Annotated in this window: 20 protein-coding genes; 13 read left to right on the plus strand and 7 right to left on the minus strand. The window is 45.0% G+C overall.

All coding sequences use genetic code 11. The features are described 5' to 3' along the window. Positions 1 to 97: 97 nt before the first annotated feature. The gene (locus QTA56_RS07220; RefSeq protein ID WP_267980263.1) at positions 98 to 1,450 is read right to left on the minus strand and encodes a flavin monoamine oxidase family protein; all 1,353 of its coding nucleotides are present in this window, start codon (positions 1,448 to 1,450) and stop codon (positions 98 to 100) included. A gap of 210 nt (positions 1,451 to 1,660) precedes the next feature. Between QTA56_RS07220 and QTA56_RS07225 the strand changes: the two genes are divergently transcribed. The 4 genes from QTA56_RS07225 (at position 1,661) to QTA56_RS07240 (ending at position 6,453) form a co-directional block, all read left to right on the plus strand. Continuing rightward, complete coding sequence (locus QTA56_RS07225) at positions 1,661 to 2,146, plus strand: hypothetical protein (protein WP_267980264.1); 486 nt, start codon at positions 1,661 to 1,663, stop codon at positions 2,144 to 2,146. A gap of 351 nt (positions 2,147 to 2,497) precedes the next feature. Next, entirely contained in the window at positions 2,498 to 3,739 is a 1,242-nt protein-coding gene (locus tag QTA56_RS07230) for an OmpP1/FadL family transporter (RefSeq protein ID WP_267980265.1), read from the plus strand. A gap of 188 nt (positions 3,740 to 3,927) precedes the next feature. Then, positions 3,928 to 4,398, plus strand: coding sequence for a DUF2147 domain-containing protein (locus QTA56_RS07235; RefSeq protein WP_267980266.1), 471 nt, complete (start codon positions 3,928 to 3,930; stop codon positions 4,396 to 4,398). A 705-nt stretch (positions 4,399 to 5,103) separates the two neighbouring features. Then, positions 5,104 to 6,453 (plus strand): PQQ-dependent sugar dehydrogenase, encoded by a 1,350-nt coding sequence (locus tag QTA56_RS07240; RefSeq protein WP_267980267.1) that lies wholly within the window; start codon positions 5,104 to 5,106, stop codon positions 6,451 to 6,453. A 169-nt stretch (positions 6,454 to 6,622) separates the two neighbouring features. Here the strand turns inward: QTA56_RS07240 and QTA56_RS07245 are convergent, their stop codons facing one another. Both QTA56_RS07245 and QTA56_RS07250 read right to left on the minus strand, forming a co-directional pair. Then, positions 6,623 to 7,456 carry an SDR family NAD(P)-dependent oxidoreductase gene (locus tag QTA56_RS07245; RefSeq protein WP_267980268.1) on the minus strand — a complete coding sequence of 278 codons (834 nt, stop codon included), beginning with the start codon at positions 7,454 to 7,456 and terminating at the stop codon, positions 6,623 to 6,625. Between the two features lie 13 nt (positions 7,457 to 7,469). Continuing rightward, complete coding sequence (locus QTA56_RS07250) at positions 7,470 to 8,378, minus strand: alpha/beta hydrolase (RefSeq protein WP_267980269.1); 909 nt, start codon at positions 8,376 to 8,378, stop codon at positions 7,470 to 7,472. A gap of 247 nt (positions 8,379 to 8,625) precedes the next feature. Here QTA56_RS07250 and QTA56_RS07255 point away from each other — a divergent pair, with 247 nt between their 5' ends. The 4 genes from QTA56_RS07255 to QTA56_RS07270 all read left to right on the plus strand — a co-directional run bounded on the left by QTA56_RS07255 (position 8,626) and on the right by QTA56_RS07270 (position 13,945). Beyond that, the gene (locus QTA56_RS07255; RefSeq protein WP_267980270.1) at positions 8,626 to 10,050 is read left to right on the plus strand and encodes an APC family permease; all 1,425 of its coding nucleotides are present in this window, start codon (positions 8,626 to 8,628) and stop codon (positions 10,048 to 10,050) included. Between the two features lie 27 nt (positions 10,051 to 10,077). After that, the gene (locus tag QTA56_RS07260; RefSeq protein ID WP_267980271.1) at positions 10,078 to 11,433 is read left to right on the plus strand and encodes an aminotransferase class III-fold pyridoxal phosphate-dependent enzyme; all 1,356 of its coding nucleotides are present in this window, start codon (positions 10,078 to 10,080) and stop codon (positions 11,431 to 11,433) included. A gap of 110 nt (positions 11,434 to 11,543) precedes the next feature. Further along, positions 11,544 to 12,803 carry a D-amino acid dehydrogenase gene (locus QTA56_RS07265; protein ID WP_267980272.1) on the plus strand — a complete coding sequence of 420 codons (1,260 nt, stop codon included), beginning with the start codon at positions 11,544 to 11,546 and terminating at the stop codon, positions 12,801 to 12,803. 200 nt (positions 12,804 to 13,003) lie between these two features. Continuing rightward, positions 13,004 to 13,945, plus strand: a complete 942-nt coding sequence (locus tag QTA56_RS07270) for a helix-turn-helix domain-containing protein (RefSeq protein ID WP_267980273.1) — start codon at positions 13,004 to 13,006, stop codon at positions 13,943 to 13,945. Positions 13,946 to 14,084: 139 nt separating this feature from the next. Here QTA56_RS07270 and QTA56_RS07275 read toward each other — a convergent pair whose 3' ends face one another. The 3 genes from QTA56_RS07275 to QTA56_RS07285 are packed head-to-tail and all read right to left on the minus strand — an operon-like array spanning position 14,085 to position 16,592. Next, complete coding sequence (locus QTA56_RS07275; RefSeq protein WP_267980274.1) at positions 14,085 to 15,275, minus strand: MFS transporter; 1,191 nt, start codon at positions 15,273 to 15,275, stop codon at positions 14,085 to 14,087. Then, complete coding sequence (locus QTA56_RS07280; RefSeq protein ID WP_267980275.1) at positions 15,272 to 15,424, minus strand: hypothetical protein; 153 nt, start codon at positions 15,422 to 15,424, stop codon at positions 15,272 to 15,274. Before QTA56_RS07280 ends, QTA56_RS07275 begins: the two co-directional genes overlap by 4 nt. Before the next feature lie 46 nt (positions 15,425 to 15,470). Next, positions 15,471 to 16,592: a class II histone deacetylase gene (locus QTA56_RS07285; protein ID WP_267980276.1), complete on the minus strand. Its 1,122-nt coding sequence runs from the start codon at positions 16,590 to 16,592 to the stop codon at positions 15,471 to 15,473. A 369-nt stretch (positions 16,593 to 16,961) separates the two neighbouring features. Here QTA56_RS07285 and QTA56_RS07290 point away from each other — a divergent pair, with 369 nt between their 5' ends. Next, complete coding sequence (locus QTA56_RS07290; RefSeq protein WP_267980277.1) at positions 16,962 to 17,729, plus strand: TorF family putative porin; 768 nt, start codon at positions 16,962 to 16,964, stop codon at positions 17,727 to 17,729. Between the two features lie 104 nt (positions 17,730 to 17,833). After that, entirely contained in the window at positions 17,834 to 19,435 is a 1,602-nt protein-coding gene (locus QTA56_RS07295) for a GMC family oxidoreductase (protein WP_267980278.1), read from the plus strand. Between the two features lie 330 nt (positions 19,436 to 19,765). Here QTA56_RS07295 and QTA56_RS07300 read toward each other — a convergent pair whose 3' ends face one another. Beyond that, entirely contained in the window at positions 19,766 to 20,584 is an 819-nt protein-coding gene (locus tag QTA56_RS07300) for an IclR family transcriptional regulator (RefSeq protein WP_267980279.1), read from the minus strand. A 177-nt stretch (positions 20,585 to 20,761) separates the two neighbouring features. On the opposite strand from QTA56_RS07300, the gene QTA56_RS07305 reads away from it, so the two are divergent. Genes QTA56_RS07305 through QTA56_RS07315 form a run of 3 tightly spaced genes read left to right on the plus strand, consistent with a single transcriptional unit; the run spans position 20,762 to position 24,626 of the window. Next, positions 20,762 to 22,306 (plus strand): acetolactate synthase large subunit, encoded by a 1,545-nt coding sequence (locus QTA56_RS07305; RefSeq protein WP_267980280.1) that lies wholly within the window; start codon positions 20,762 to 20,764, stop codon positions 22,304 to 22,306. Between the two features lie 10 nt (positions 22,307 to 22,316). Continuing rightward, entirely contained in the window at positions 22,317 to 23,804 is a 1,488-nt protein-coding gene (locus QTA56_RS07310) for an aldehyde dehydrogenase family protein (protein WP_267980281.1), read from the plus strand. 27 nt (positions 23,805 to 23,831) lie between these two features. Further along, entirely contained in the window at positions 23,832 to 24,626 is a 795-nt protein-coding gene (locus QTA56_RS07315) for an SDR family NAD(P)-dependent oxidoreductase (protein ID WP_267980282.1), read from the plus strand. Positions 24,627 to 24,633 lie beyond the last annotated feature (7 nt).

Here is a 24,633-nt window from a genome sequence, read left to right on the forward strand (position 1 = left end):
TAAATCCTTTAAATAACTGGGTGAGCAGGGGAATGACATCCCAAAAGGAATAAATTAAAAAGCTTATTCAACTCTCTCAATGTCAACATGGAGGGAGTTAAACGGTTTCAATGACTTCTTTTACTGCCCGTATGGCAGATTCAAGGGCACCTTCGTAATAGCCCATAAATTCGGTGGCTGTTTCTGTTCCAGCCCAATGGATATGTCCAAAAGGTTCCCGCAAGGCATTTCCATATTTTGACAATATGCCTGGCTTGGTATGTGCCGCATAGCCACCCGAAGACCACTGCTCCTGATCCCAGTTGCAGTCAACATAATCAAGTGGTTCGGCAGCATCAGAACCGAAGTAATGCACAAGATCGGAGAGCACAATTTTTTTACGTTGTTCTGTTGAGAGTGATCCCATCGCAATTGCGTGATGAGCTTCAATAAGCCCGACTAGAATTCCAATCTTCTCATCATGGGGTGATTGATCGAAAACAATACCTAAATGGTGATCAGGACTCATTACTGATCCGTTTAAACCACGATGACGCCAGAAAGGGGTTGGATAAGCAATGTGTACTTTAATCACATTGCCCATTTCCATGCCTTGCAATAGCTTAGATTTTTCTTCTGTTAATTCAGGTGTAAACTTAATTTTCTCAATATATTCTGGTGGTGCTGTAATAATCAGTTTTTTTGCTTTAAAACGACTTTCAGCACAATTCACCTGTACACCATTTTTATCCTGCTGTACTGAAAGAACAGGCCTGTTCAAAACAATATTTCCCTCAAGTAAGTCAGCCATTTTTTGAGTAATCTGCCATGCGCCTCCAACAAATTTATCTTGTTGAGCACCGCCTTTCACATCAGCCATGACTTTTATGCCCTGTCCTTGTCGTAGACATTCCAGAAAAAACAAATAGGACGTTTTTGAAGCATTTGTACAAAGAATGGCATTCACTAATAAGTGAGTAAAATCATTGGCTATTTGATTTTTAACATTTTCTTTGATCCATTCATCAAGTGAGAGTCGGTCCCATTGCTGAACTTTTTCGGCTGACCAAGACTTGTGATCAGACATTAATTTCATATCACCTTGCCAGCGATAATAAACACGGACCAAAGTCCATAAGGAAGATAAAGGAAGCTTGGGAATGGATTGAAAATGACTGACTTTATTATTCAAACTAAGCAGACTTTTGCCCTTGATATATTGCGGGTAAATTTCAACATTCAGTGTCTGGGCTTGTTCCCTAAAACGTGATTGCTGTGCCCCCAGCCATTGACCACCATGATCGATGGGCTGTCCACAGATTTCTCCCAATTTGGCTCTTCCTCCAACACGGTCGCGTGCCTCAATCACCAGCACACTTTTACCTGCCTTTTTTAGTTCCAGTGCAGCTTTCAGCCCTGCCAAACCTGCACCGATCACAATTACGTCCCAGTTGTCATTTTTTAGCTTCATTTTCACTTCCATAATTTTTTAAACGTGTTCATTAAATTTAAATTGATTTTATTGAACTCGTTCATTAAAATCAATAGCCATAAAATTTGATTAATAAATATCCTATTTTTTGTGTATGAATTAATCATTGTTTGGGTCGGTAATGAGCTAAAACTGTTCAGTTTTTCAGAAGTTATGATCGGTGATTCGCTGGATCAAGGAGTAAAAAGTATGTTGTCTGAAGATTTTATAAGCGGAATGAAATATGAACTACAAAATCGGGCTTTTGCACTTCGAACCATTGAGCGAATTGCCATTCGTGTCGAGGGGGAGCCTGAGCATATTTTTTGGAGTTCCTACGAAAAATTAGAAAAGTTTAATACGCCACGCTATGCAGCCTATGCAAAAAAATTAGGTCTGGATACCACTCCATCTTCTTTTACCAAAGCGAAAGCCTCAATGATTGGTGCAACGCCTGGCATATTGCTGGATGCGTTACTCAAGCTCGTTTATTCAAAAACTCAGGTGTATATGCAGGATTTAAAGAAAGTACGTAGCTTGGGACCTAGTGGGGATAATGAATTTCTCAACTATATGATTGCCCAGGAAGAGGTTCAGATTGAGCTGATGGAACTGGCAATCAAAAAACGATATGGCGAAATTCAACCCAAAATTGACAGCTTTCTTAAGCACTATCAGGATAAAAAACTTGTATAAACATAAGTGTCCTTAAGTTTTTTAGCTACAAAAAAATGAACGCCAATACATCCTATATCTTTGTAGATATGGGATTTTTTTATTACCTAAATAAGTTCTTCAAAGTTTTTCAAAATTTTTTACAGGTTTTTATTGATTTTATAGAACGCGTTCAATAATATTTATATTAATTTAAATGAACGTGTTTATTTAAATTGGAAAATTCTAATGAAATGCTGGGTGGTTAAAAGAATAGGGCAAAACAAGAAATCAGAACTGGAGAGGTATTTGCTTCATTGACTTGTAGATCACCAGTTCATCAGTTTTTTTAGATGCCAAAACTTTATAAACATTTTCCAAAGGATGATGGAAATGAAACTAACAAATATTTTTTTAGGAAGCTTATGTGTATTGCCTGTTGCTGAGGTCTATGCTGCGGCAATGGATCAGTCTGGGCAGAGTATTTTACCATTTCTAGAAAATGGAAATTATGCAGAGGCAGGTATGGCCATAGCCGATATCAAGATTTCAGGTCAGGTGAAGAATCGTCCTGAATTGGTGGATGATTCGCAGAACCTCAATACGGGGGATATGGCAAATTCATTTAGTCTTTATAATTTTGCCTTAAAGTTTCAGCTTAGGGATGATCTCAGTGTTGGGATTCTTTACGATCAACCCTTTGGTGCGAAAATCTCTTATCCCCAACAAGCAAACAATAGTTATTTTGATAATCACCTGAGTCATGAGGGAACCGAGGCGAAAGTTGAAACACAAAATCTGAGCCTGCTGTTGGGATACTCGCCAGTTAAGAATGTCCAGATTTATGGCGGACCTGTCTATCAGGATGTAAAGGGAAAAGTGTCGTTAAGAGGAAAAGCCTATACTGAGGCTTTTAATGGCTATAACGCTAATTTTAAAAAAGATGCAGAAATAGGTTGGTTGGCTGGAATGGGTTATCAAATTCCTGAAATGGCACTCAAGGCTGCTATTACCTACCGATCAAAAATTAAGTATGAACTGCAAGTGGAGGAAGATGTTTTTGGAGAGCCATTACAACTGGTTAGTCCTGCCAAAACCAAGCTGGATACACCACAGTCAATCAATATTGACTTTCAGACAGGTGTGGCTGACAACACACTGATCTATACCAATTTAAGGTGGGTGAACTGGAAAAAATTTGCAAGCCGACCTGTGCAGTTTGATGCGATCTCCTCAATCCTGATGACTGAGGCAACGGGCGGGGCATATACAAATGGATTTAATCTAGATGGTTATCATAAAGACCAATACAGTGCCTTGATTGGTGTGGGACATCAATTTACTGAAAAATGGAGTGCATCCACAGACATCGGCTGGGATTCAGGAACTGGAAATCCCGCTTCAACATTAGGCCCCACCAAAGGATCATGGTCATTTGGGATGGGAGTCCAGTTTAATCCAGCATCCAATTATTTCATCGCTGCTGGTGTTAAGTACTTTTGGTTAGGTGATGTGACTTCGGAAGATGGAACGTATTACTTGCCGATTGAGGGGATTCAGCCAATTGCAGAACAGGCCGATTTTAAAAATAATCATGCAACTGCCTATGCATTGAAGTTTGGTTATCGTTTCTAAATCTATTGGGATGGTTATATTTACACCATTCCATTTTTGCTTTTTTAAGATGTTATCCACTGAATTGATTTATTTTATTTCTATGTGGATTTATACAGTAATTAACTTAACTTTCAATTATTCAGATTGGCTTGATCTGTTGCATAGTCAAACAGCAGATTAAAATATTTCGAAAAAGGGGTAAATTTTTGAGAACTCAGATTTTTATAACTATATTTTTTCTAATTCCCTGTTTATTTATGAGCCATGCCTGGGCAGATGATATTGTAGGTAAATGGAAAGCGATTAATGATAGAACAGGTGTTCATGAGGCCAATATTCTCATTTATCAAAATAATGATGGCAGCTATGATGGAAAGATAGAAAAGATTTATGACTTACCAAATGGAACTCCCCAGAAAGTAGAAAAATGTACCCAATGCGCTGGTGAATTAAAAGATCAGCCCCTTATTGGTTTACGTATTCTTTCTCATTTTACCAAACATCCAAAAAATCCCAATGAATATGTAAATGGTCTGGTTGTTGATCCTGAGACGGGTAAAACCTATAAGGGAACTATTCGAATGAGTCCAAATGGAAAAAAGATGACATTAAATGGCTATGTGGGTATATCTCTTCTTGGACGTACCCAAACCTGGATCAAGAGTAGAGACCAGTAAAATTTTAAAATTGAAGTTAATGGAATGAATTGACTTCAATTGATGGGAATATCATCAAGAAAAGAGTGGGAAAAGGGAAATTTACCAAAATCCTTTTTAGGGTGCAGGACTTTCTTCTCTAAACCTAAAATGAAAATTGATATGGAATATATCCTAAATGTATATTGGCTATTCTTATAATGGATGAGTGGTTTTTATTTATAAACGTATTAAGGTAAATAAAATTTTATAAAAGAATTAGGATTTATTTAATTTATCTCTTCTGGTTAAAATAAGAAAACTTAATGATATTGATATTTTGTTGTAAATATTAATCTTATGTTTTAGCTGAATAATTATTTCTGGTTTTTGTTGAAATAATATTTTTTATGATCTTTATTACAATAAATAATTATTTTATATTCTTATATTTTTGCAGTGGGTATGTTTGTTAAAATTAATATGGATGAGGAATAAACAATCCGTGCTCTTACTTAATTTTTGACAACAGGGCGGAAGAGTGCCGTAAGTCATTCTCACCCCATAATAATCAGCCAGCCTTATAACTTTATAAAGATGGGGTTATAAGGCTGGCACCATCATCACCCTACACATTGGTACGTTTGATTTACAAGAGAGACAATCTGTTAAGCAAATCGGCTATATCTCAACGATGCTTCGCCTTATGCTTTCTGTGGCAACAAAAATAAAAATGGAGATATGAAGATGGCTACCCAATTTATCTTGTCTATTACAGGCCTTAGTATGTTTGTGCTTCTTTCAGGCTGTACCGCATCCTCCAAATATCCACTTGCAGAGAGCTATGGTCCACAACCTGTGCTGCCTGAACCGCAGTCAGCTTTATTGCCTACGGTTAATATTGCACCTGCCAAGGGCTGGCCCAAAGGGAAAATGCCAATTCCAGCGGAGGGTTTAAAGGTTCAGGCTTTTGCACAGGGGCTTGAGCATCCACGCTGGCTATATGTATTGCCGAATGGTGACGTGCTGGTCGCTGAAACGGATGCCCCTCCAAAACCTGATGATAGCAAGGGCATTCGCGGAAAAATCATGAAAATGGTGATGCGGCGAGCAGGTTCCTCATTTCCGAGTGCCAACCGTATCCGCTTGCTGCGTGATACAAATGGTGATGGCGTGGCCGACCAGAACACTATATTTCTACAGAATCTAAATTCACCATTTGGGATGGCTTTGGTTGGCAATATGCTTTATGTGGCCAATACTGATGCCTTGCTGCGTTTCCCTTATCAAGAGGGTGCCACTCAAATTACATCAAAAGGCGCCAAAGTCTTGGATTTACCTGCTGGCAAGCTGAATCACCATTGGACCAAGAATGTGGTTGCCAATCCAGAGGGAAGCAAACTGTATATTACGGTGGGGTCGAACAGTAATGCGGCTGAAAATGGACTGGACAAGGAAGTGGGACGGGCGCTGATTCTGGAGTTTGACATTATCAGTGCGCAGGCACGGCCATTCGCCACAGGTTTACGCAATCCAAATGGCATGGCTTGGCAACCCCAGAGCGGTAAACTCTGGACCGTGGTCAATGAACGTGATGAGCTGGGGAGCGACCTGGTGCCTGACTATATGACTTCCGTCAGGGAAGGTGCCTTTTATGGCTGGCCGTATAGTTATTACGGACAGCATGTGGATACAAGGGTAAAACCACAAAACCCCGCGATGGTTGCACGTGCGCTTAAGCCAGACTATGCACTGGGTAACCATACCGCCTCGTTGGGCCTGGCTTTCTATGCGGCTGAACTTATGCCGCAGTATCGTGGGGGTGCGTTGATCGGCCAACATGGTTCATGGAACCGTAAACCGCATAGTGGCTATAAGGTGGTTTTTGTACCGTTTAGAAATGGTCAGCCTTATGGTAAACCACAGGATGTGCTGACTGGTTTCCTTAGTGATAAGGGACAGGCTTTGGGACGGCCTGTGGGGGTGGTAATTGATTTTTCAGGTGCAGTTTTGGTGGCGGATGATGTGGGTGGCATGATCTGGCGTGTGTCACCTGTGGGGCAGACAACTTATGAAAGCCCAATGCAACGGCGTTGAGAGGATACTCTGAGATAAATACTTAGGTGTGCTTTGACGATTTTAAATAATCCAGTTGATACTTTTCAGAACATAGTGCCTTTACCCGAGCCTACAGGGAATAGTCGGGTAAAACACTACAACAGGAACGTGATAAATTCAGGATTGAAGTCCCTCCATCGCTCTCATTCTAATCAGCTTTTTCAGCCAGTTGCATGGTTTTCTTAAGCCGTTTCTGATCGAAGCCTATAAACTCAATCAGGCTGCGGACGAGTCCTGGCGTACTGGCAACCAGCCTATTACTTTTGGGCACAATCACAATATCCTTGCGCCTTTCTATACCCTCAACCAGCTCCGCAACCACAGTTTCAATAGGCACATATTTCCATATACCTGTATTGCCATTCCATACCGCCTTGCCCGCTGGGTTAGATTGTACGGCATCCATCATCGGGGTCTGGAAAAAGGTGGGATGAAAACTGCCAACCCCAATATTCAGGTGCCTGAGTTCCAGACGCAGGCTGTCACATAAGGCCCAAACACCTGCCTTGCTTGAGGTATAGTGCGTATTTAAAGGGGAGTGGACAAAAGCGGCCAGAGAGGAAATAGCCAGCAGGTAGCCCTGAGTTTTTTTGACGTGGGGCAGTGCTGAACGGAATGTGCGGAACACACCGTTCAGGTTAATATCAATGGTACGCTCAAAGGTTTCTGGTGGCATGTGTTCAAGTGATGCTGGCGTTCCAACACCAGCATTGGCAATCACCACATCAATCTTGCCAAAATGCTGGACCACATTGGTCATTGCTTTTTCCAGACTGTCCAGAGAACAGACATCCGCCACCCAGCCAGCCGCTACCTGACTGCCACCCAGTTCATTTGCCTGTCGCTCCACACTGTTCAGGTCCAAATCAAGCAGCGCCAGTTTTGCGCCTTTCCCCCTTAAAGCCCGTGCTGTTGCCTGTCCAAGACCGCCTGTTGAACCTGTAATCACCACAACCTTGTCTTTTAATTGATATTTACGCATGTTTTTTACTCCATCACACTGCCACGGTACGTTTTAGAAAATCAATCTGGTCTTTGACCACATGCTCAAAGGCATCGCCTACATAGATTTCGAAATGACCGTATGAGTAAAGCTTGATCTCCTTGTGTGGTGTTCTTTTTGCATGGCGTAAGGTCATTTTTGTAGGGGCAACCGTATCGGTTTCACATACACAGAACAGTACAGGGGCCTTGATTTTTGTGGTTTGACGGCCTGGATAGTAGCGGATAATGTCGAGTGCAAAACGTGCCGCAACATAGTTCTTGTAGTCAGGGTCATTTTTGGTGATTTCCGATAATCCTGAAACAACATCAGCTGCATTCATCAGGGCGGTTTCACCTGGAGCGGCGGATAAAGGAACCATAATCGGTGCGTTCCCGAATGCTGCCCCGATGCGGTCACGTACAGCCAAGGCGGTGAGCTTGGCAGAGGTAACGGGGTTCATAGCCAGGCTTGAAGCCAGGCCATCCGTGAATGGGCACTGGGAAATCACCGCACGAATGCCTGAATCCTGTGCGGCAGTTGACAACACATGCCCACCAGAAAAGGATGTTCCCCAAAGAATAATTTTTGAATTGTCTATATTCGGCAGACTACGTGCATAGTTAATCGCCGCTTTCCAGTCCTCAAGCTGGCGTTCAATGTCCAGCAACTGTCTTGGCTGTCCCTCACTGTCACCAAAGTGGCGATAATCAAAAACCAGACAGGCATAGCCCTCGGCAGCAAAGCGTTCGGCAAATGCAGTCAGACGCATTTTTCTGGTGCCACCCAGCCCATGCGCCATAATGATGATTGGACTAGGGGCCTGATGGTCTGGACGATATAAATAGGCATTACATCTCATTCCAACTAAATAAAACTGAACATCGGTGGGTTGTGCCAGGTGGCTTAATTTATTGTTCATGAGGGTTTTCTCTAGATAGGCGGCGTCTAACCCTATCTTCAGGAAAAACGGAGTAGTTAGCTTGACGAGAGCCGCCATGTCACTTGATATTTTGCGCCAAAATATGCATTCAGCTTTTATTCCACATGAGAAAAGTTCGTGTCGAAGCTATAAGAGTTTTCTGCCCATCATAAAAATTGCCATATTTTGATAACGCCTGTCCGTTCTTCCTTTATAGACTCAAAAATGATCAAGGAAGGAGATCAGTATGGCAGAAGAAAATAAACTCCAGAAAGGAAGTCTAGGGCTGTGGTACGTGGTATTTTTTGTGGTTGCCGCCGCCTCGCCCTTAACTGGCGTTGTGGGCGCCTTGCCTGTGGCCTTTATGGCGGGCAATGGTGCAGGGGTGGCAGGGACATTCATTGTTGCAGGCGCATTGCTGCTTATCTTTAGTTTTGGTCTGGTGGCAATGAGCCGCTATGTGGTCAATGCAGGCGCATTCTATTCCTATATCGTACAGGGACTGGGCGTGACCTGTGGACTGGCGGGCTTTAATGTCGCACTGCTGGCCTACGCCGCAATGCAGCTGTCATGCAGCGCCATGTTTGGTTTCTTTACGGAGCAGTTTGTCACCCGACACCTTGGGATCAGTTTGCCGTGGTGGGGATATGCCGCCTTGATGCAGTTGCTGGTGATTGCACTGGGCATTGCCAAGGTAGAGATTGGTGGCAAGGTGCTTGGCATACTGATGCTGCTTGAAATTGCCATTGTCCTGCTGATGGATCTGGTGTTTATGACTCGACCAGTCTCCTGGGAGTTTAGTTCTTTTCAGCCGAGCACGGTTCTCAATGGTAATTTTGGCATCGCCATGGTGTTTGCAATCTGTTCTTTCATTGGTTTTGAGGCAACCGCAATTTATGCGGAGGAATGTCGGGAACCTAAAAAAATCGTCGCCAAGGCAACCTTTACCGCCGTTATCCTTATTACTGTGTTCTACGCACTGACCGCATGGGTGTTTGTACAGTATACGGGTGCCAATAATATCGTTGCAGAGGCAGCCAAAGACCCAGGCGTTTATGTCTACAACGTTGCGGAACAATTGCTGGGTGGCTGGTCAGTTGACCTGATCTCAGTCTTACTCATTACCAGCCTGTTTGCAGCAACCCAGGCCTTTCACAATTCATTATCCCGTTATCTATTTACCATTAGCCGTGATGGTTTGCTATGGTCAAAACTGGCAAAAACCCACGCCACTTATAAAACACCGTATATCGCCAGCATTGCGCAGGGCATCTTTATGATTGCCGCACAGGTTGTCTTTGGATTACTTCAGCTTGATCCAATGATCAATATTTTTGCATGGGCATCGGTGCTGGGCAGTATGGCCATTCTGGTGTTGCAGATCGGTGTTTCATTCGCTGTCATCAAGTATTTTCAACAACATAAAGACCTGCCTGTGTCGATCTGGAGCCGTTTGATTGCCCCGATCATTTCCGCACTGGGTATGTTGCTGATGCTGTATGTGGTGATTGGAAATCTGGAAATGCTGAGCGGTTCTTCTTCGCCCGTGGTGCTGTTTTTACCGTGGTTACTGCTTGCCTGCATGCTCATTGGCATGATCACAGCGCGGGTGCTGAAACACATCAATCCTCAAAAATATGCAAATGTCACAGACATTGTCACTCATTCTTAATGTCAGAATCGACAAGGAGTTTAACGTATGAATAGTTCAGTGGTTCAAAAAAATGATTACCAGTTCTGGCATCCAATGACCCATCCAAACAACTGGCTAAACAAGGCACCATTGCGAATCGTCAAGGGTGATGGACTGTTTGTCTGGGATGATAAAGGCCGCAAAATGCTGGATGGCTTTGCTGGATTATGGTGTGTCAATGTCGGTCATAATCGGCCAGAAGTTAAACAGGCGATTAGCCAGCAAATGGATGAGTTGGCCTACTACCAACTGTTTGATGGGGTGAGCCATCCAAAAGCCGAGGCCTTGTCCAATAAACTGATTGAAATGACCGCTCAGGAAGATATGGCGCGGGTTTTATACGGAACAGGTGGTTCAGATGGAGTGGAAACCGCCCTAAAAGTTGCCCGCCAATACTGGATTTTACAGGGACAGCCACAGCGTACTCGTTTTATCTCCCTGAAAAATGCCTATCATGGGGTGCATTTCGGCGGCACATCTGTGGGTGGCTTGTCCATTTACCGCATGAACTATGGCCCTGTGCTTGAGGGCTGTTCACAAATTGAGTCACCGTGGCTGTATCGTAACCCGTGGAACTGTGATGATCCAGAACAACTGGGACGCTTGGTTGCCGAGCAACTGGAACGTGACATTCTCTATTATGGTCCAGATAGTGTGGCCGCATTCATTGCTGAACCTGTGCAGGGTGCAGGTGGGGTGATTGTACCTCCAGCCAACTTCTGGCCTTTGGTTCGCCAGATTTGTGACAAATATGGAATTTTACTGATCGCCGATGAAGTAGTGACGGGTTTTGGCCGTAGCGGCAATATGTTCGGCTCACGCGGCTGGGGGGTAAAACCTGACATTATGGTATTTGCCAAGGCTTTAACCGCAGGCTATGTGCCACTGTCGGCAACCTTGATCAATCACCGAATTGAACAGGCCTTTTTACAGAACAAGGACCATCGTGGCATTTTGATGCAGGGCTATACCTATGGTGGACATCCATTGGGTTGTGCGGCAGGGCTGGCAGTTCTGGATATTGTGGAAAAAGAAGACCTGCCTGCCAATGCTGCCAAAATGGGCGATAGCCTGTTGACCCAGTTAAAAACCTTTGAGGAAAAATTCCCATCTGTGGGCAATGTACGTGGTAAAGGTTTGATGCTGGCGATTGATCTGGTATCAGACAAAAACACCCGTGAATCTATCGCACCTGACAACAATTTAGCTTGGCGTATTACCGAGGCTTGCCGTGATGCGGGTGCTGTAGTGCGTCCAGTCGGGCCGAAAATCGTACTTGCCCCACCTTTGGTGCTTGATCAGGCGGGTTGTGATCTCTTGGTCAATGCGCTACAGACCGCGTTTGAACAGGTTGACCGATAAAACCAGAGATTCACTAGCTTAAATAAGGATTGGGTGTTGGCTTTATCAGCATCCAATTCTATTTTTTTTGATTTATATAACTGAAAAATATAATTTTTTAAAGGTGTAATATGCATATTCTTGTTTTGGGCGCAGGGGTGATTGGCACAACCACTGCCTATTACCTTGCTAAGGCAGGACATGAAGTGATTGTGGTTGACCGTCAGCCTGATGTTGCCCTTGAAACCAGTTTTGCCAATGCAGGCCAGATTTCCCCAGGCTATGCCTCACCTTGGGCTGCGCCTGGCATTCCCCTGAAAGCCTTTAAATGGCTGTTTCAACAGCATGCACCGTTGCGGGTCAAACTGACAGGTGATATTTTTCAGTATCGCTGGATGCTGCAAATGCTGGGTGAATGTACGAAAAACCGATATAAAATCAATAAGGAACGCATGGTTCGTTTGTCTGAATATAGCCGTGATTGTCTGGATGAACTACGACAGGAAACAGGCATCCATTTTGATGAGCGCCAATTAGGGACTTTGCAACTATTCAGGAAACAGGAACAGTTGGACAATGCGGTGAAAGATACCGTGGTGCTGAAAGAAGAGGGTGTTCCTTATCAACTGCTGGACAAACAGGGCGTAATTGAGGTTGAGCCTGCCTTGGCCCATGCGCAGGTTGATTTTGTGGGCGGATTGCGCCTGCCGAATGACCAGACAGGTGATTGTCAAAAATTTACCCAGAAAATTGCGCAGTATGCCAGAGAGCTAGGGGTACAGTTTCGCTTGAATAGCCGTATCCAGTCGATTCAGGCAGACCAGCAGAAAATAACTAAGGTGATACTGGAAGATGGATCACAGCTCACCGCGGATGCCTATGTGATGGCATTGGGGAGTTATAGCCGTGATATGTTGAAACAACTGGGTTTATTTGCACCAATTTATCCACTCAAAGGTTATTCCATCACTACCGCCATTAAAAATGCGGATATGTCTCCCGTGTCTACCATTCTGGATGAAAGCTATAAAATCGCATTGACCCGATTCGATGACCGTATTCGGGTGGGTGGCATGGCGGAAATCAGTGGTTTTGATCTATCCCTGCATACCGAACGTGAAAACACCCTGAAAATGGTGTTACAGCAACTTTTCCCCTTGGCCAGTTCGCTTGAGCAAAGCAATTTTTGGACGGGTCTAAGACCTGCCACTCCCGATGGCACACCAATTGTCGGTAAAACGCCTTATAGCAACCTGTTTATCAACTCAGGTCATGGCACCCTAGGCTGGACCATGGCATGTGGCTCTGCGCGTTTGTTGAGTGACATCATTTCCCAAAAGCCGACACAGATTCGTAGTGAGGGACTGGATATCTACCGTTACCAGAGCTAAATTTGAGTTTTTTCTCATATCAGTTGACCATAAATATTCAATATTTTTTAGGCGAAATATGCTTGGATATACATTTGAAATAATTACATTTAAAGACTTGCCAATTAGGTGATTCGTTTTACAATAAAAACAGGACTGGGTTTTTTATTTAAACCTAACTATAAGATATTTTTACATTTTTAGGTAAAAGCGAGGCACGGATGTTAGTCGTTGAACCAGATGTAAATTCAGGTTTGCTGCATGCCTTTCAAATTCGGGAGTCGTTGCAGCATACCCAGATTTTAAAGGACTGGTCGCTCTCCTATAACCAGCTTTCCTCAGGTCATTTTGAAAGTCACTTAAATGAACTCTGGCTGGATGACATTCAAATCTATGAAGAAAAAATCAGTCCCTCGATTTTCCAGAGTGGCGAAGGCAAAGCCGACTCACTGTGTCTAGGCGTGTTTTCCAACCTGTCCGACCCAGCCCTGTGGATGGGGCAGGCATTGCAGGGTTCAGAAATTATTTCACTTTGTCAGGGTGGTGAAATCATGATGCGGACACCACCGCAGTCGTCTTTTCTGTCGCTGAGTCTGCCCATGTCTCTACTGGCCGAGGCTGGAGAGATTCCACAGGGCGCAAGCATGTTGACCCATCAACCCTTGGCACAGGAAATTTATTGCAAACTTTCGGTTTTATTAAATCAGCTCTCCAGACTTCACACAACAAACCTGGTCAGTATGCAACAGGCAAAATCCGAGATTCTGGATCTGGGCTTTCAGTATATTCAGGCCTTGCAACAGCAACGCAACGAGATTCGGACCTCTGCACGTAAGGCCAAGATTGTGGTGCAGCGTGCACTCGATGCCATGCAGTCCTGCCATGATAACCCACCCACAATGGATGAGTTGTGCCAACTGACCTATACCTCCCGCCGTACCTTGCAGAACTGTTTTGAACTGATCACGGGGCAGAGTCCTGCACAGTTTTTAAAACATTTACGTTTGAATGGGGTAAGGCGTACCTTTATCCAGAATGCTGAATCGGTGTCGGTCAGTGAGGTGGCGAGTGAATGGGGATTCTGGCATTTATCGCAATTTGCCACAGACTATAAAAAGTTATTTGGTGAAACGCCGTCACAAACATTGGCGCAGTGTAAATAGGTCGTATTTTTTGTTTGGTCTTGGAATGAGATAACAATAAAAAGAGAAAGAATTATTTTTAGAAACTTTATTGAAAAGGTTTAATTTAAAAGCACTAAAGCCAGTCATTTGACTGGCTTTATGTTGTGGACTGATCGGCTCAATGTGCCAGAGAGTTTGCCTGCGCACCGTTTTGGTGTTTACGGAACTTGCCATTCAACAGGGTCACCAGAACCAAGGAGATGACAAACATCGCCATGGCATACATGATTAGGGTGTTAAAGCTGGCGGTTTGTTCAATAATCTGGCCTGAGATGCCAGGGCCAACGCCCATGCCAATCGCAATCATCAGACTGACATATTTCATAATGCTGCCTGTATGGTCCATCATGGCGAGGCTGGCAAGGATAAATGGGAAAGTAAACATCCATGCAAACTTGAACACCACAATTGAGGTCATAAAGGTCGATGCTGCAATCGTACCGAGCATGAGGAACAGGGAAATAAAGAACAGGATAAATCCAATAATCACCACCACAATACGGCTGACCCGATGCCCAATAAAGGTGGCGACAAAACAGCCCAAAATTCCAAATAAGGTGGCAAAGGATAAATAACCATTAATGGAGGCTTCTGGAATGTTGGAGTTCAGGCCAATACTGGTCAGGAATGTCCAGATACTGCTGATCGACATAAAGAAAGACAGCACCGATGCAACCCCAATAATGCTCCAGATGATGGAAAGGCTGGATGGGTGGTTGGCATGCTGTTCGGTCTGTTGTGGTGCCTGCGGAACTTCATTGCTGAACTGTTTGTAAAAAGGTGTTGCGATCAGCATCAGTACAATCAACAGCACAAAGAACGCCTTTAAACCAAACTGGGCGAACAGGTGTGGCAACACCAGAATGGCGAGGGCACCAAAAATGGTTTGTCCAAGTAGCCACAGAGCAAAGGTTCGGGCAGGTTTGGAGGTCATGCTGCATGAAGCCATAGTGACAATCATGATGCTGCCAGCCGCAAAGGCAGCGGATGAACGGGCCAGCACCAGCGTGGTCAGGCTATTGGCAAACAGGGACAGGAAATTTCCCAGAATAAATAGCAAAATAAACACTTTCATGACTTTTTGCGGTGAATAGCGTTTTGCCCAGTAAATCGCAGGTAAAGCGGCAATCCCCATAAAGATTTGTTCATAGAAGAAGAACGTGCCGACCTGTGATGGCGCAAACTGCCATTCAGTTGCAAGTTGATAGGCCAGTACAGGCGTGGTCATCATCACCAGTGGGCCAATGGCGGCAAACAGGCACAATGCAAAAATATGTCCCTTGGAATCAAAAAAAGCCTGAGTATTCATAATTTTTCTCCCAAGTTTTTGGTCTTTTTGCTGCGCCATTCAGCCTTGAATCGGGTGAAATGAAAAATAGGTAAAAAATACAGCCGTTCAGCACGATATTGGGGTTGCCTGTCTGGAACCACCCAGACATAACACATCCGATCTAACATGACATACTCCTTGAAGCCGTTTGCTTCCTTGCAATGAAGCGTTGAGTTATGGGGTTGAATTTATTTTTTGCGCAAGCTGATCAATCAGCTGTTTCTGGAACTGGTTAAAGGGAGCGCTGGGTTGCTGTAATTTGAGCAGGTCAATACATGGGTCCTGTACGCTGGTTCTGATACCACTCAGTGCCTCAACCACCGCCAAGCCGCAGAATGGAACATAGGATTCCGCATAGCCTCCCTCATGCACCATCACCAGTTTGCCCTGACATAGCTTTTCAGCTGCCTGCTTGGTCAGTTCGGCCAGACGGCGGAAAGTTTCACTGGTCAGTAACAGGCGGGCGAGTGGGTCGAATGCATTGGCATCATAGCCACAGGCGACAATGATCATGTCGGGTTGGAACTTTTCCAGCGCAGGCCATACAATGCTTTCAAAGGCATACAGATAGGCTTCATCGCCACAGCCTGGCAACAGTGGAATGTTGATGTTATAGCCCAGTCCTTTTCCTTCGCCCAGATCGTCAGCGCCGTGATAGCCAGGCGGGAAGCAATGTTCCTGATGCAGGGAAATGGTCAGTACATCATCCCGTTCATAATAGATATGTTGCGTTCCATTGCCGTGGTGTACATCCCAGTCAATCACCGCGACCTTGTTTAGGCCAAATTTGGCTTTGGCCCGTTCAATCGCAATCGGGATATTGGCAAGAAAACAGAAACCCATCGGTTTGTCGGGCAGGCAGTGATGACCAGGTGGACGTGAAAGGGAGTAGGCATTCTGTAATTCACCGAGCAATACCTTTTCAACCGCCTCACAGGCAAGCCCTGCCGAAACTTTGGCAATTTCGTAGCTGCCAGGGCCAATCGGTGCATGTTCATCCAGCAAGCCACCGCCCTGATCACTTAGATTTTTAAATTTGCTAAGATAGTGCTGGGGATGAACACGTAATAGGTCTTCCTCTGTGACGGGAGAGGCCGAACGGGCATCCAGCTGTCTGGTCAGGCCAGACACATCCATTAAGTTTTTAAAGCGGCGTTTTGATTCAGGTGATTCCGCGTGTGCTGCACTTGATGGGGCCTGTACCCAGCCACCGACTGGCAATACCGTTGCATGTAGGCCTGTGGTGTGCCAGAAACACCACTCATCAAAGAAAAATCCAGTTTGCTTCTGTTTCATTTTTAACTCCATCTATTTTTATAAAAATCCCGTAATATGGGATATATATTACTTTATTGAGAAATAAACAATAGTAAAAAGATAAAAATTCTTATATTTCGATAAAAAAATTAAAAATTCTATATTTTGGTGCAGCCTGCACAATCATACAGCACCCTTTTGCATTACAATAATGCATAAATATTGAAAAATACCGTAATGTGTAAATATTTAAAAATATGTGTTGTTTTTATGATTATTTAAATATATAAAATCCCATAATATGGAAAAAATTGTTTTTCATAGGTTAAAACCCCAAAGATGACATCGCCTCACATACATTCAGGGTGGACTGATGAGGCAAACAACAAGGATGAAAAGGAGAAGAATATGAAATATTCAGTTTTAGCTGCCATGCTGGCTCTAGGGTGTGGACAGGCGGTACAGGCAGATACAGGAACATCAGCTCCAGCAACATTTATGGATCAGTTTTCTGTACATGGAACCTTAACCCTATCCTCAGATTACCGTAGTCGTGGTTTTTCCAAGTCGAGCCACAAGCCATCGGTACAGGGTGGGATGATTCTGGCGCATCAGTCAGGTGCTTACCTGATGCTGTGGGGTGCAAGCGCCACCACACCGAATGGCGGCAGCATGGAAGCTGATGCAATTGTGGGCTACACATGGCGTATTGATGACAAGAACAGTCTGGACTTCTTTTATGCGGATGTGAATTACCCAGGAGGGGATTTCAGTCCCAATGGTAAGTCTGCTGATTTTGGTGAATATGGTGTCATGTATAAGCGCACAGGCACACTGGTTGCTCAGGATAACTTGAGTGCGGCAGTTTACTATTCTCCAGAATATCTATTTGGCTCAGGTAACGAGTATTACTTTAGTGGAGAATACAGTTTCCCTGTGGTTGAAAACGTACGGTTGTTTGGTTCAGCGGGCTATACCAAACAGGACAGCGTTGCTGAGTTCCAGCTAGGTTCGGTTCCCGATGGCAAAAAAGACAATTACTTCGACTACAAGGTGGGGGTACGTGGTGACTATAAGGGCGTAACCACTGAACTGGCCTGGGTAGGCAATAATATTGACAGCCAGTTTGATATGTACGATGACCGTCTATATGTCAGTGTGACCAAGAATTTCTAAACGCTGTGGCTCCTCTTTGTGAGGTGGGTAGGATGGTTTGGCTGCCTCACTTTTTTAGGGAGTGAAGTATTACTGAAACGGGTAATAGGTCCAAAGGAGAACTCATGCAAGTTAAGGAATTTGATTATATTGTCTGTGGTGCGGGATCGGCTGGCTGTGTGGTCGCCACACGTCTGATTGAACAGAATAAGGGAACAGTATTATTGCTCGAAGCAGGCGGCAGTGATCAGGACTTTAATTACAAGATTCCAGCAGGTATTCCCGTGGTGATCAACTCCACCTGGAACTATACCACTGAACCCGATGCCCGAACCCATCATCGGGAAATGTCCTGTGCGCAGGGCAAGGTTTTGGGTGGCAGTAGCTCCGTCAACGGCATGATTTGTCTCCGTGGACAGGCTGAAGACTACGATGAATGGGCCGATGTGTATGGCTGCACAGGCTGGGATTTTCAGTCCATTCTGCCTTATTTTAAAAAATCTGAAAACAATGAAAGCCTGTCTGGTGAATATCACGGTACACAAGGGCATTTTGTGATCAGTGACACCCGACTCAAACATCCTTTAACACGTGCCTTTATCAAGGCGGGACAGGAACTGGGCCTGCCTTATGTGAATGACTTTAATGGACAGTCACAGCAAGGTGTGGGTTTTTATCAGCACAATATCAAAAATGGTGAGCGTGGCAGTACCTCAAGAACCTATCTGGCTTCGGTACGCCAGAATCCACAATTAACTGTGCAACTCAATACACAGGTGGAGAAAGTTCTGGTGGAACAGGGCAAGGCCACTGGAATTGAATGCAGAATCAATGGCGCCAGTACGACCATTAAAGCCAGAAAAGGTGTGGTACTCAGTTCAGGTTCAATCGGTTCAGCAAAAATCCTGCTCCTTTCAGGCATTGGGCCGAAAGAGCATCTGGACAGTCTGGGGATTGAGGTCAAGCAGGACCTGCCAGTCGGAAAAAATTACCACGACCATCTGCATACCTCGATTAATGCCACCATCAAGCACCCAATTTCACTGTATGGTGAGGATAAAGGGCTGAAACGCTATAAACATGGTTTGCAGTGGCTGTTGTTTCGGGAGGGTGTGGTTGCTTCCAGTGTATTGGAGGGTGGTGCATTTATGGATAGCAACCATGAGGGCCGTCCCGATGTACAGGCGATGTTCCTGCCTGTTCTGGATGTGTTTGATGATCCAAGTGGTCAGGGCAAAAACTATACCCATGGCATTACCCTGAAAATGTGTCATTTACGGCCTAAGTCGAGGGGACAGCTTTATCTCCGTAGTAAAAACCCAGATGATGCGGTTAGGATCGAGGCTAACTTGCTGGAACATCCAGATGATCTACAGGGGCTGATTCGGGCCACTCAGTTCGGTCTGGACTTACTACAGCAACCCTCGTTGTCCAATGAAATTGACGAGGTTTTTGCCCCTGACCACACGGTAAAACGGGATGATGTGGTGGCACTGGAAAGTTTTGTGCGGCAATATTGCAAAACCACCTATCATCCTGTAGGAACCTGTCGAATGGGGCAAAGTCCGCAGGATTCTGTGGTGGACTTAAACCTGAAAGTACATGGAATTGATCAGCTCAGTGTGATTGACTGTTCAGTGTTTCCATCCATCCCAAGCGCTAATACCAATGCGCCAACGGTTGCGATTGCGGAAAAAGGTGCTAACCTATTGATTCAGCGTAGCTAAACCTGAATTCGACTTAAATATTGTTTTAACTTATTGAAAAAAAATTGCCTTAACGGAGTCTTGCTGAGTTCTCATCGAATTTCAGGATAAGCAACTTCGTCTTGCGCTATACCAAAGCTTTAGTCGCTTTGGTTTGCTCAGGCTCGTCCTACTTTTGTTTTGGCAAAAGTAGGCAAAACCATTGTCATCCGCAAAACTCGTTCACTACTAGCAACTAGTTTAATGTATCGCAGAAACAACATTTTATTCATAAAGTCCTGTCTCGAACAATTGCGGATGACGTTTCCGAGTATCATATTTCATCAAGAGTTTTATGTTGAAGTCAGCTACTTACTCTAGATGCTCAACCTCTTCACGTTGAATTTGTTCCTCATTGACCTCAATTGGCGTATTCACTGATTTAGGCGAGGACACAATGGATTTGGTTAGGTTTTTGGCTGTTTCCAATAAAATCTCAATGATGGTTTCCTGACGCAATAAATTAAACTGTTGATCAGACCCCACCACACAGACGCTATAAGTCACTTCCTTTGAATCAAAATCTGAAAAGATTGGCGCTGCAATCCCGATATTACCGATATTCAACTCGTTATTGGTGGCGCAGTAGCCATCCTTACGAATGGTCTTGGCAATTTTCAGCACTTCCTCAAGTGAATAAGGGTTTTGTGGGTCTTTAGAAATTTGAGTCTCATAAAGCTCCCTGATTTTTTTAATGCTTCTATAAGAGGTGAGAACCTTGGCCTGTGCGCCCCTGAACAGCGGTAAAGGTCGCCCACGACCAAAGCTAAAGTGCATTTCATTGTTGGGGCTTAGAATAAAGGTGTTGATGATCTTGCTGTCATAAAACGCGCTGACAAAAACGGTAAGGCCTGTAATCTGGCTTAAATTTTCCAGATAGGGACGGCCCGTACTGAGCACAGGGTCATATTTCCTCATCATCCAGTCCAGCTCAATCACACGGGGACCCAGCGCATAACCACCTGGCCCACGCTTGGCAATTAATCCCGCATCACATAGTTCTTTTATATAGCGATAAGACGAAGTTCTTGATAAATCAAATTTTTGCGCGATAAGTTCAGCATCAATTTCTAATTGTTCAGGGCCAAACAGGTTAAGTACGTTCAGTATCCTGGCCAGACTGCTATTCATATTGTCTCGATTAAAACTGCAAATTATTTTTCATATCTTTCACCAGTTATGCAGTCTGGTCAATTGAAATGTTAAAAAATATAAAAAATCCCGTAATATGAAAATAATTGTTGAAATTATAAATTTTATGTTTTATAAATCTCTTAATAAGGGAATAATTAACTTTTGGTGGAAGCGATGATCGGTGCGGAATACTTTGTAAAAACAGCTGCGCAACTTGGCTTTGAATATTGTTTTGCCAATCCAGGAACCACAGAAATTCCGATGGTTGCGGTGATGGAGTCAGAAACAAGAATCAAGCCAGTGCTGTCTCTCTTTGAGGGAGTATGTTCTGGGGCGGCTGACGGTTATGGTCGTGTGGCGGCTAAACCTGCCTTGACCCTGACCCATCTGGGACCTGGTTTCGCCAACAGTATGGCAAACCTGCACAATGCCCGCCGTGCCAATACCCCAATTGTCAACATCATTGGTGACCATGCCTCATGGCATGTCAACTATGATCCACCGTTAGCCAGCGATATTGAAAGCATGGCGAAAACTGTGTCAGGCTGGGTGCGTATGACCCGCAATGCCAACAGTATCGGTGATGATTTGCAGGATGCAATGAAAGCGGCCTGGCAAGCCAAGGGACAAATTGCCACCCTAATTTTACCAATGGATTTTCAGGCTCAACAGATTCAGGACTTGGGTAAAAAATTCCATGTGGCTGCCCCACAACGCCATTTTATTGCCACTCAGGTTGAAGAGGTTGCCAAGCAATATCAACAGGGTAAATCTCTGGTGTTTATTGTCGGTGATACTGGCGTAAACGAAGAGGGCTTGAAAGCGGCAGGGCGTTTGGCAAATCTGGATCGAATCAAGATGTTTGCTGAAACATTCCCACGAATTAGCCATCGTGGCGGTGGCTTGCCTGATCTGGACCGTTTGCCGTACTTCCCTGAAAAGGCCATTGAAGTGCTGGAACAGTATGATTATGTGGTTTGTGCAGGTGTGATTGACCCGATCAGTTATTTTGGTTATGAGGGCTTGCCATCTCGTTTGGCGGAACCCGACCATTTACTGTATTTGGCGAATGTAGGTGAGGATGTCCCTGCGGCACTGAATGCACTTGCCGATGAACTGAATGCCCCAGCCTTTGTTGCTGCTCCGTCTAAAGCCATCGAGTTGCCACCTGCACAGGCTGAACTCAGTCCAGCCTCCATTGCCAAAGTGTTGGCTGCCAGTTTAACTGAGGACTGTATTGTATCCATTGAGGGTGGAACCTGTGGTTATCCATTTTTTACCGCTTCCAATGATGCAGTCAAACATCGTGTCATTACCAATACAGGTGGTGCCATTGGACAGGGCATCCCCGCGGGCTTTGGTGCGGCACTGGCTGAACGGGGTAATCGTGTGTTCTGTTTACAGTCAGATGGTAGCGCGCAGTACACCATTCAAACATTATGGAGTATTGCCCGTGAAAATCTGCCGATCACGATTTTAATTGCGGCCAACCACCGTTATGCCATTTTACAGAATGAGCTTCGACGCTTTGGCATAGAGAAATTTAGTGAAACGGCATTATCCTTAACAGAATTGAATCAACCTAAAATCGACTGGACGGCATTGGCACAGGCCTATGGGCTTGCGTCTACCGTGACCCGAACCAACCAGGAATTACAAGCGGCATTGACCCGAACCAATCAATCAATGCAACCCCACCTAATCGTAATGGAATTATGAGGTATTCAACATGGCTTTAAATACGGTTTTTCCAGAAGTACATAATTTTTTATCCAAACCAACGCAATTGTTTATTGGTGGTCAATGGGTCGATGCAGTGAGCAAGCAGACCTTTGAGGTTGAAAATCCAGCCACCCAGCAGGTGATTGCGCATGTGGCAAAAGGTGATGCTGCCGATGTTGACCTGGCGGTGGATGCTGCCAACAAGGCGTTTAAAACGTGGCGTTATGAGATTCCAGCCACCCGTGCCAGATTATTGTTTAAGCTGGCGGATCTGGTGGAAAAACATACTGAGGAACTGGCGCAAATCCTGACACTGGATAATGGTAAGCCATTGCTGTATTCACGCCATGAGTGTGGTGCGGCAGCGCATATCCTGCGTCACTTTGCAGGCTTTGCCACCAAGGTCGAGGGCCGTCAGGTGCCTGTTTCGGGCGCACCAAATGGCGCATTCCTGAACTATACCTTGCGTGATCCTGTGGGCGTGTGTGGCCTGATTGTACCGTGGAATTTTCCACTGACTATGTGTATCTGGAAGCTTGCACCTGCCATGGCGGTGGGTTGTACCGCCATTCTAAAACCTGCCGAGCAAACCCCACTGATTGCGGTGCGTTTGATGCAGCTTTTTGAAGAAGCGGGCTTCCCAGCAGGTGTGGTCAATCTGGTGACAGGCATGGGTATTGATGTGGGGCAGCCGCTGAGTGCACACATGAATGTCAATAAGGTGGCATTTACAGGTTCAACCATGGTGGGTAAAGCGATTGCCCAGCAGGCGACCTCCAATATGAAGCGTGTCACGCTGGAACTGGGGGGTAAGTCACCAAACATCATCTTACCTGATGCTGACCTCAGCAAGGCGATTCCAGGGGCAGCGCAGGCGATTTTCTACAATCAGGGTCAGGTGTGTACAGCAGGTTCCCGTCTGTATGTACATGAAAAGGTGCTGGATGAGGTACTGGATGGTTTATGTAAACAGGCACAGGGCATGAAGATTGCCAATGGTCTGGATGAAGCATCCACCATGGGGCCACTGGTATCTGAACGTCAATATGACCGAGTCAACCGCTATATCGAGCAGGCCTTGGCGGATGGGGCAGAGTTGCTGACAGGCGGCAAGCGTCCAGATGGCTTTGACAAGGGCTATTACCTTGAACCGACCATTTTCCTTGATCGTGAAGAGAAAGCCTGTATCTCCAAAGAAGAAATTTTTGGCCCTGTCCTGACCGTGATGAGCTGGTCAGATACTGACGAACTGGTCGAGCGCGCCAATAACTCAATTTATGGACTGGCGGCAGGCATCTGGACGCAGGACCTGTCTCAGGCACACCGCATTGCTGCACAGCTTGAAGCGGGTTCGGTGTGGGTGAATTGCTATAACGTGGTTGATCCAGTGTCGCCATTTGGTGGTTATAAACAGTCAGGTTGGGGCCGTGAAATGAGCCATGATGTGATTGAAGCCTATACCGAAACCAAAAACGTATGTGTGAATTTGTACTAATCAGAACATAGAGAAAAGGATTAAAACATGGATTTAGAGCTAAAAGACCGAGTGGCGATTGTAACTGGCGGTGGCATGGGCATTGGTAAGGATGTTGCCCGTTTCCTGTCACAGGAAGGCTGTAAAGTGGTGATCTGTGCCCGTCGTATGAGCTATCTGGAAGAGGCGGCCAAGGAAATCTCTGCTGAAACAGGTAATGAGGTGTTGCCATTATTCTGTGACACCACGGATATGCAGACGGTACAAAGTATGGTCGATCAAACCATGCAGCATTTTGGCCGTATTGATATTCTGGTCAATGGCGCTGCGGCACCGTCAGGCGTGGTACGCAATGATATTGAACATGCCGAAGACCATGAATTGCTGGGTGATCTGGATACCAAAGTTATCGGTTATTTCCGTTGTACCAAGGCCGTTACGCCACACATGAAAAAGGGTGGCTTTGGTCGGGTGATTAATATTGGTGGTTTAACAGGTCGTGGCAGTAAGGTGATGTCGGGTATGCGTAACCTTGCGATTGCCCATATGACCAAAACCCTATCTGATCAGCTTGGGCCATCTGGCATTACGGTTAACCTGATTCATCCTGGGGTAGTGGATACGCCGCATATTCAGGAACTGTATGAACGTGAGGGCGTGAAGCAGAACAAAACGCCTGAACAGGTGCGTCAGGGTTATATTGAGAATACGCCAATCCGCCGCACCCTTGCCCCGATTGAAATGGGCTATCTGATTGGTTTCCTTGCCTCGCCTAAAGCGGGAGCGATTACGGGTGAATCCATCGGGATTGATGGTGGCCTGACACGTGGCATCTTTATCTAAGGGAGAA

The sequence above is a fragment of the Acinetobacter thutiue genome (genome assembly GCF_030385805.1).
GTDB classification, from domain to species: domain Bacteria; phylum Pseudomonadota; class Gammaproteobacteria; order Pseudomonadales; family Moraxellaceae; genus Acinetobacter; species Acinetobacter corruptisaponis.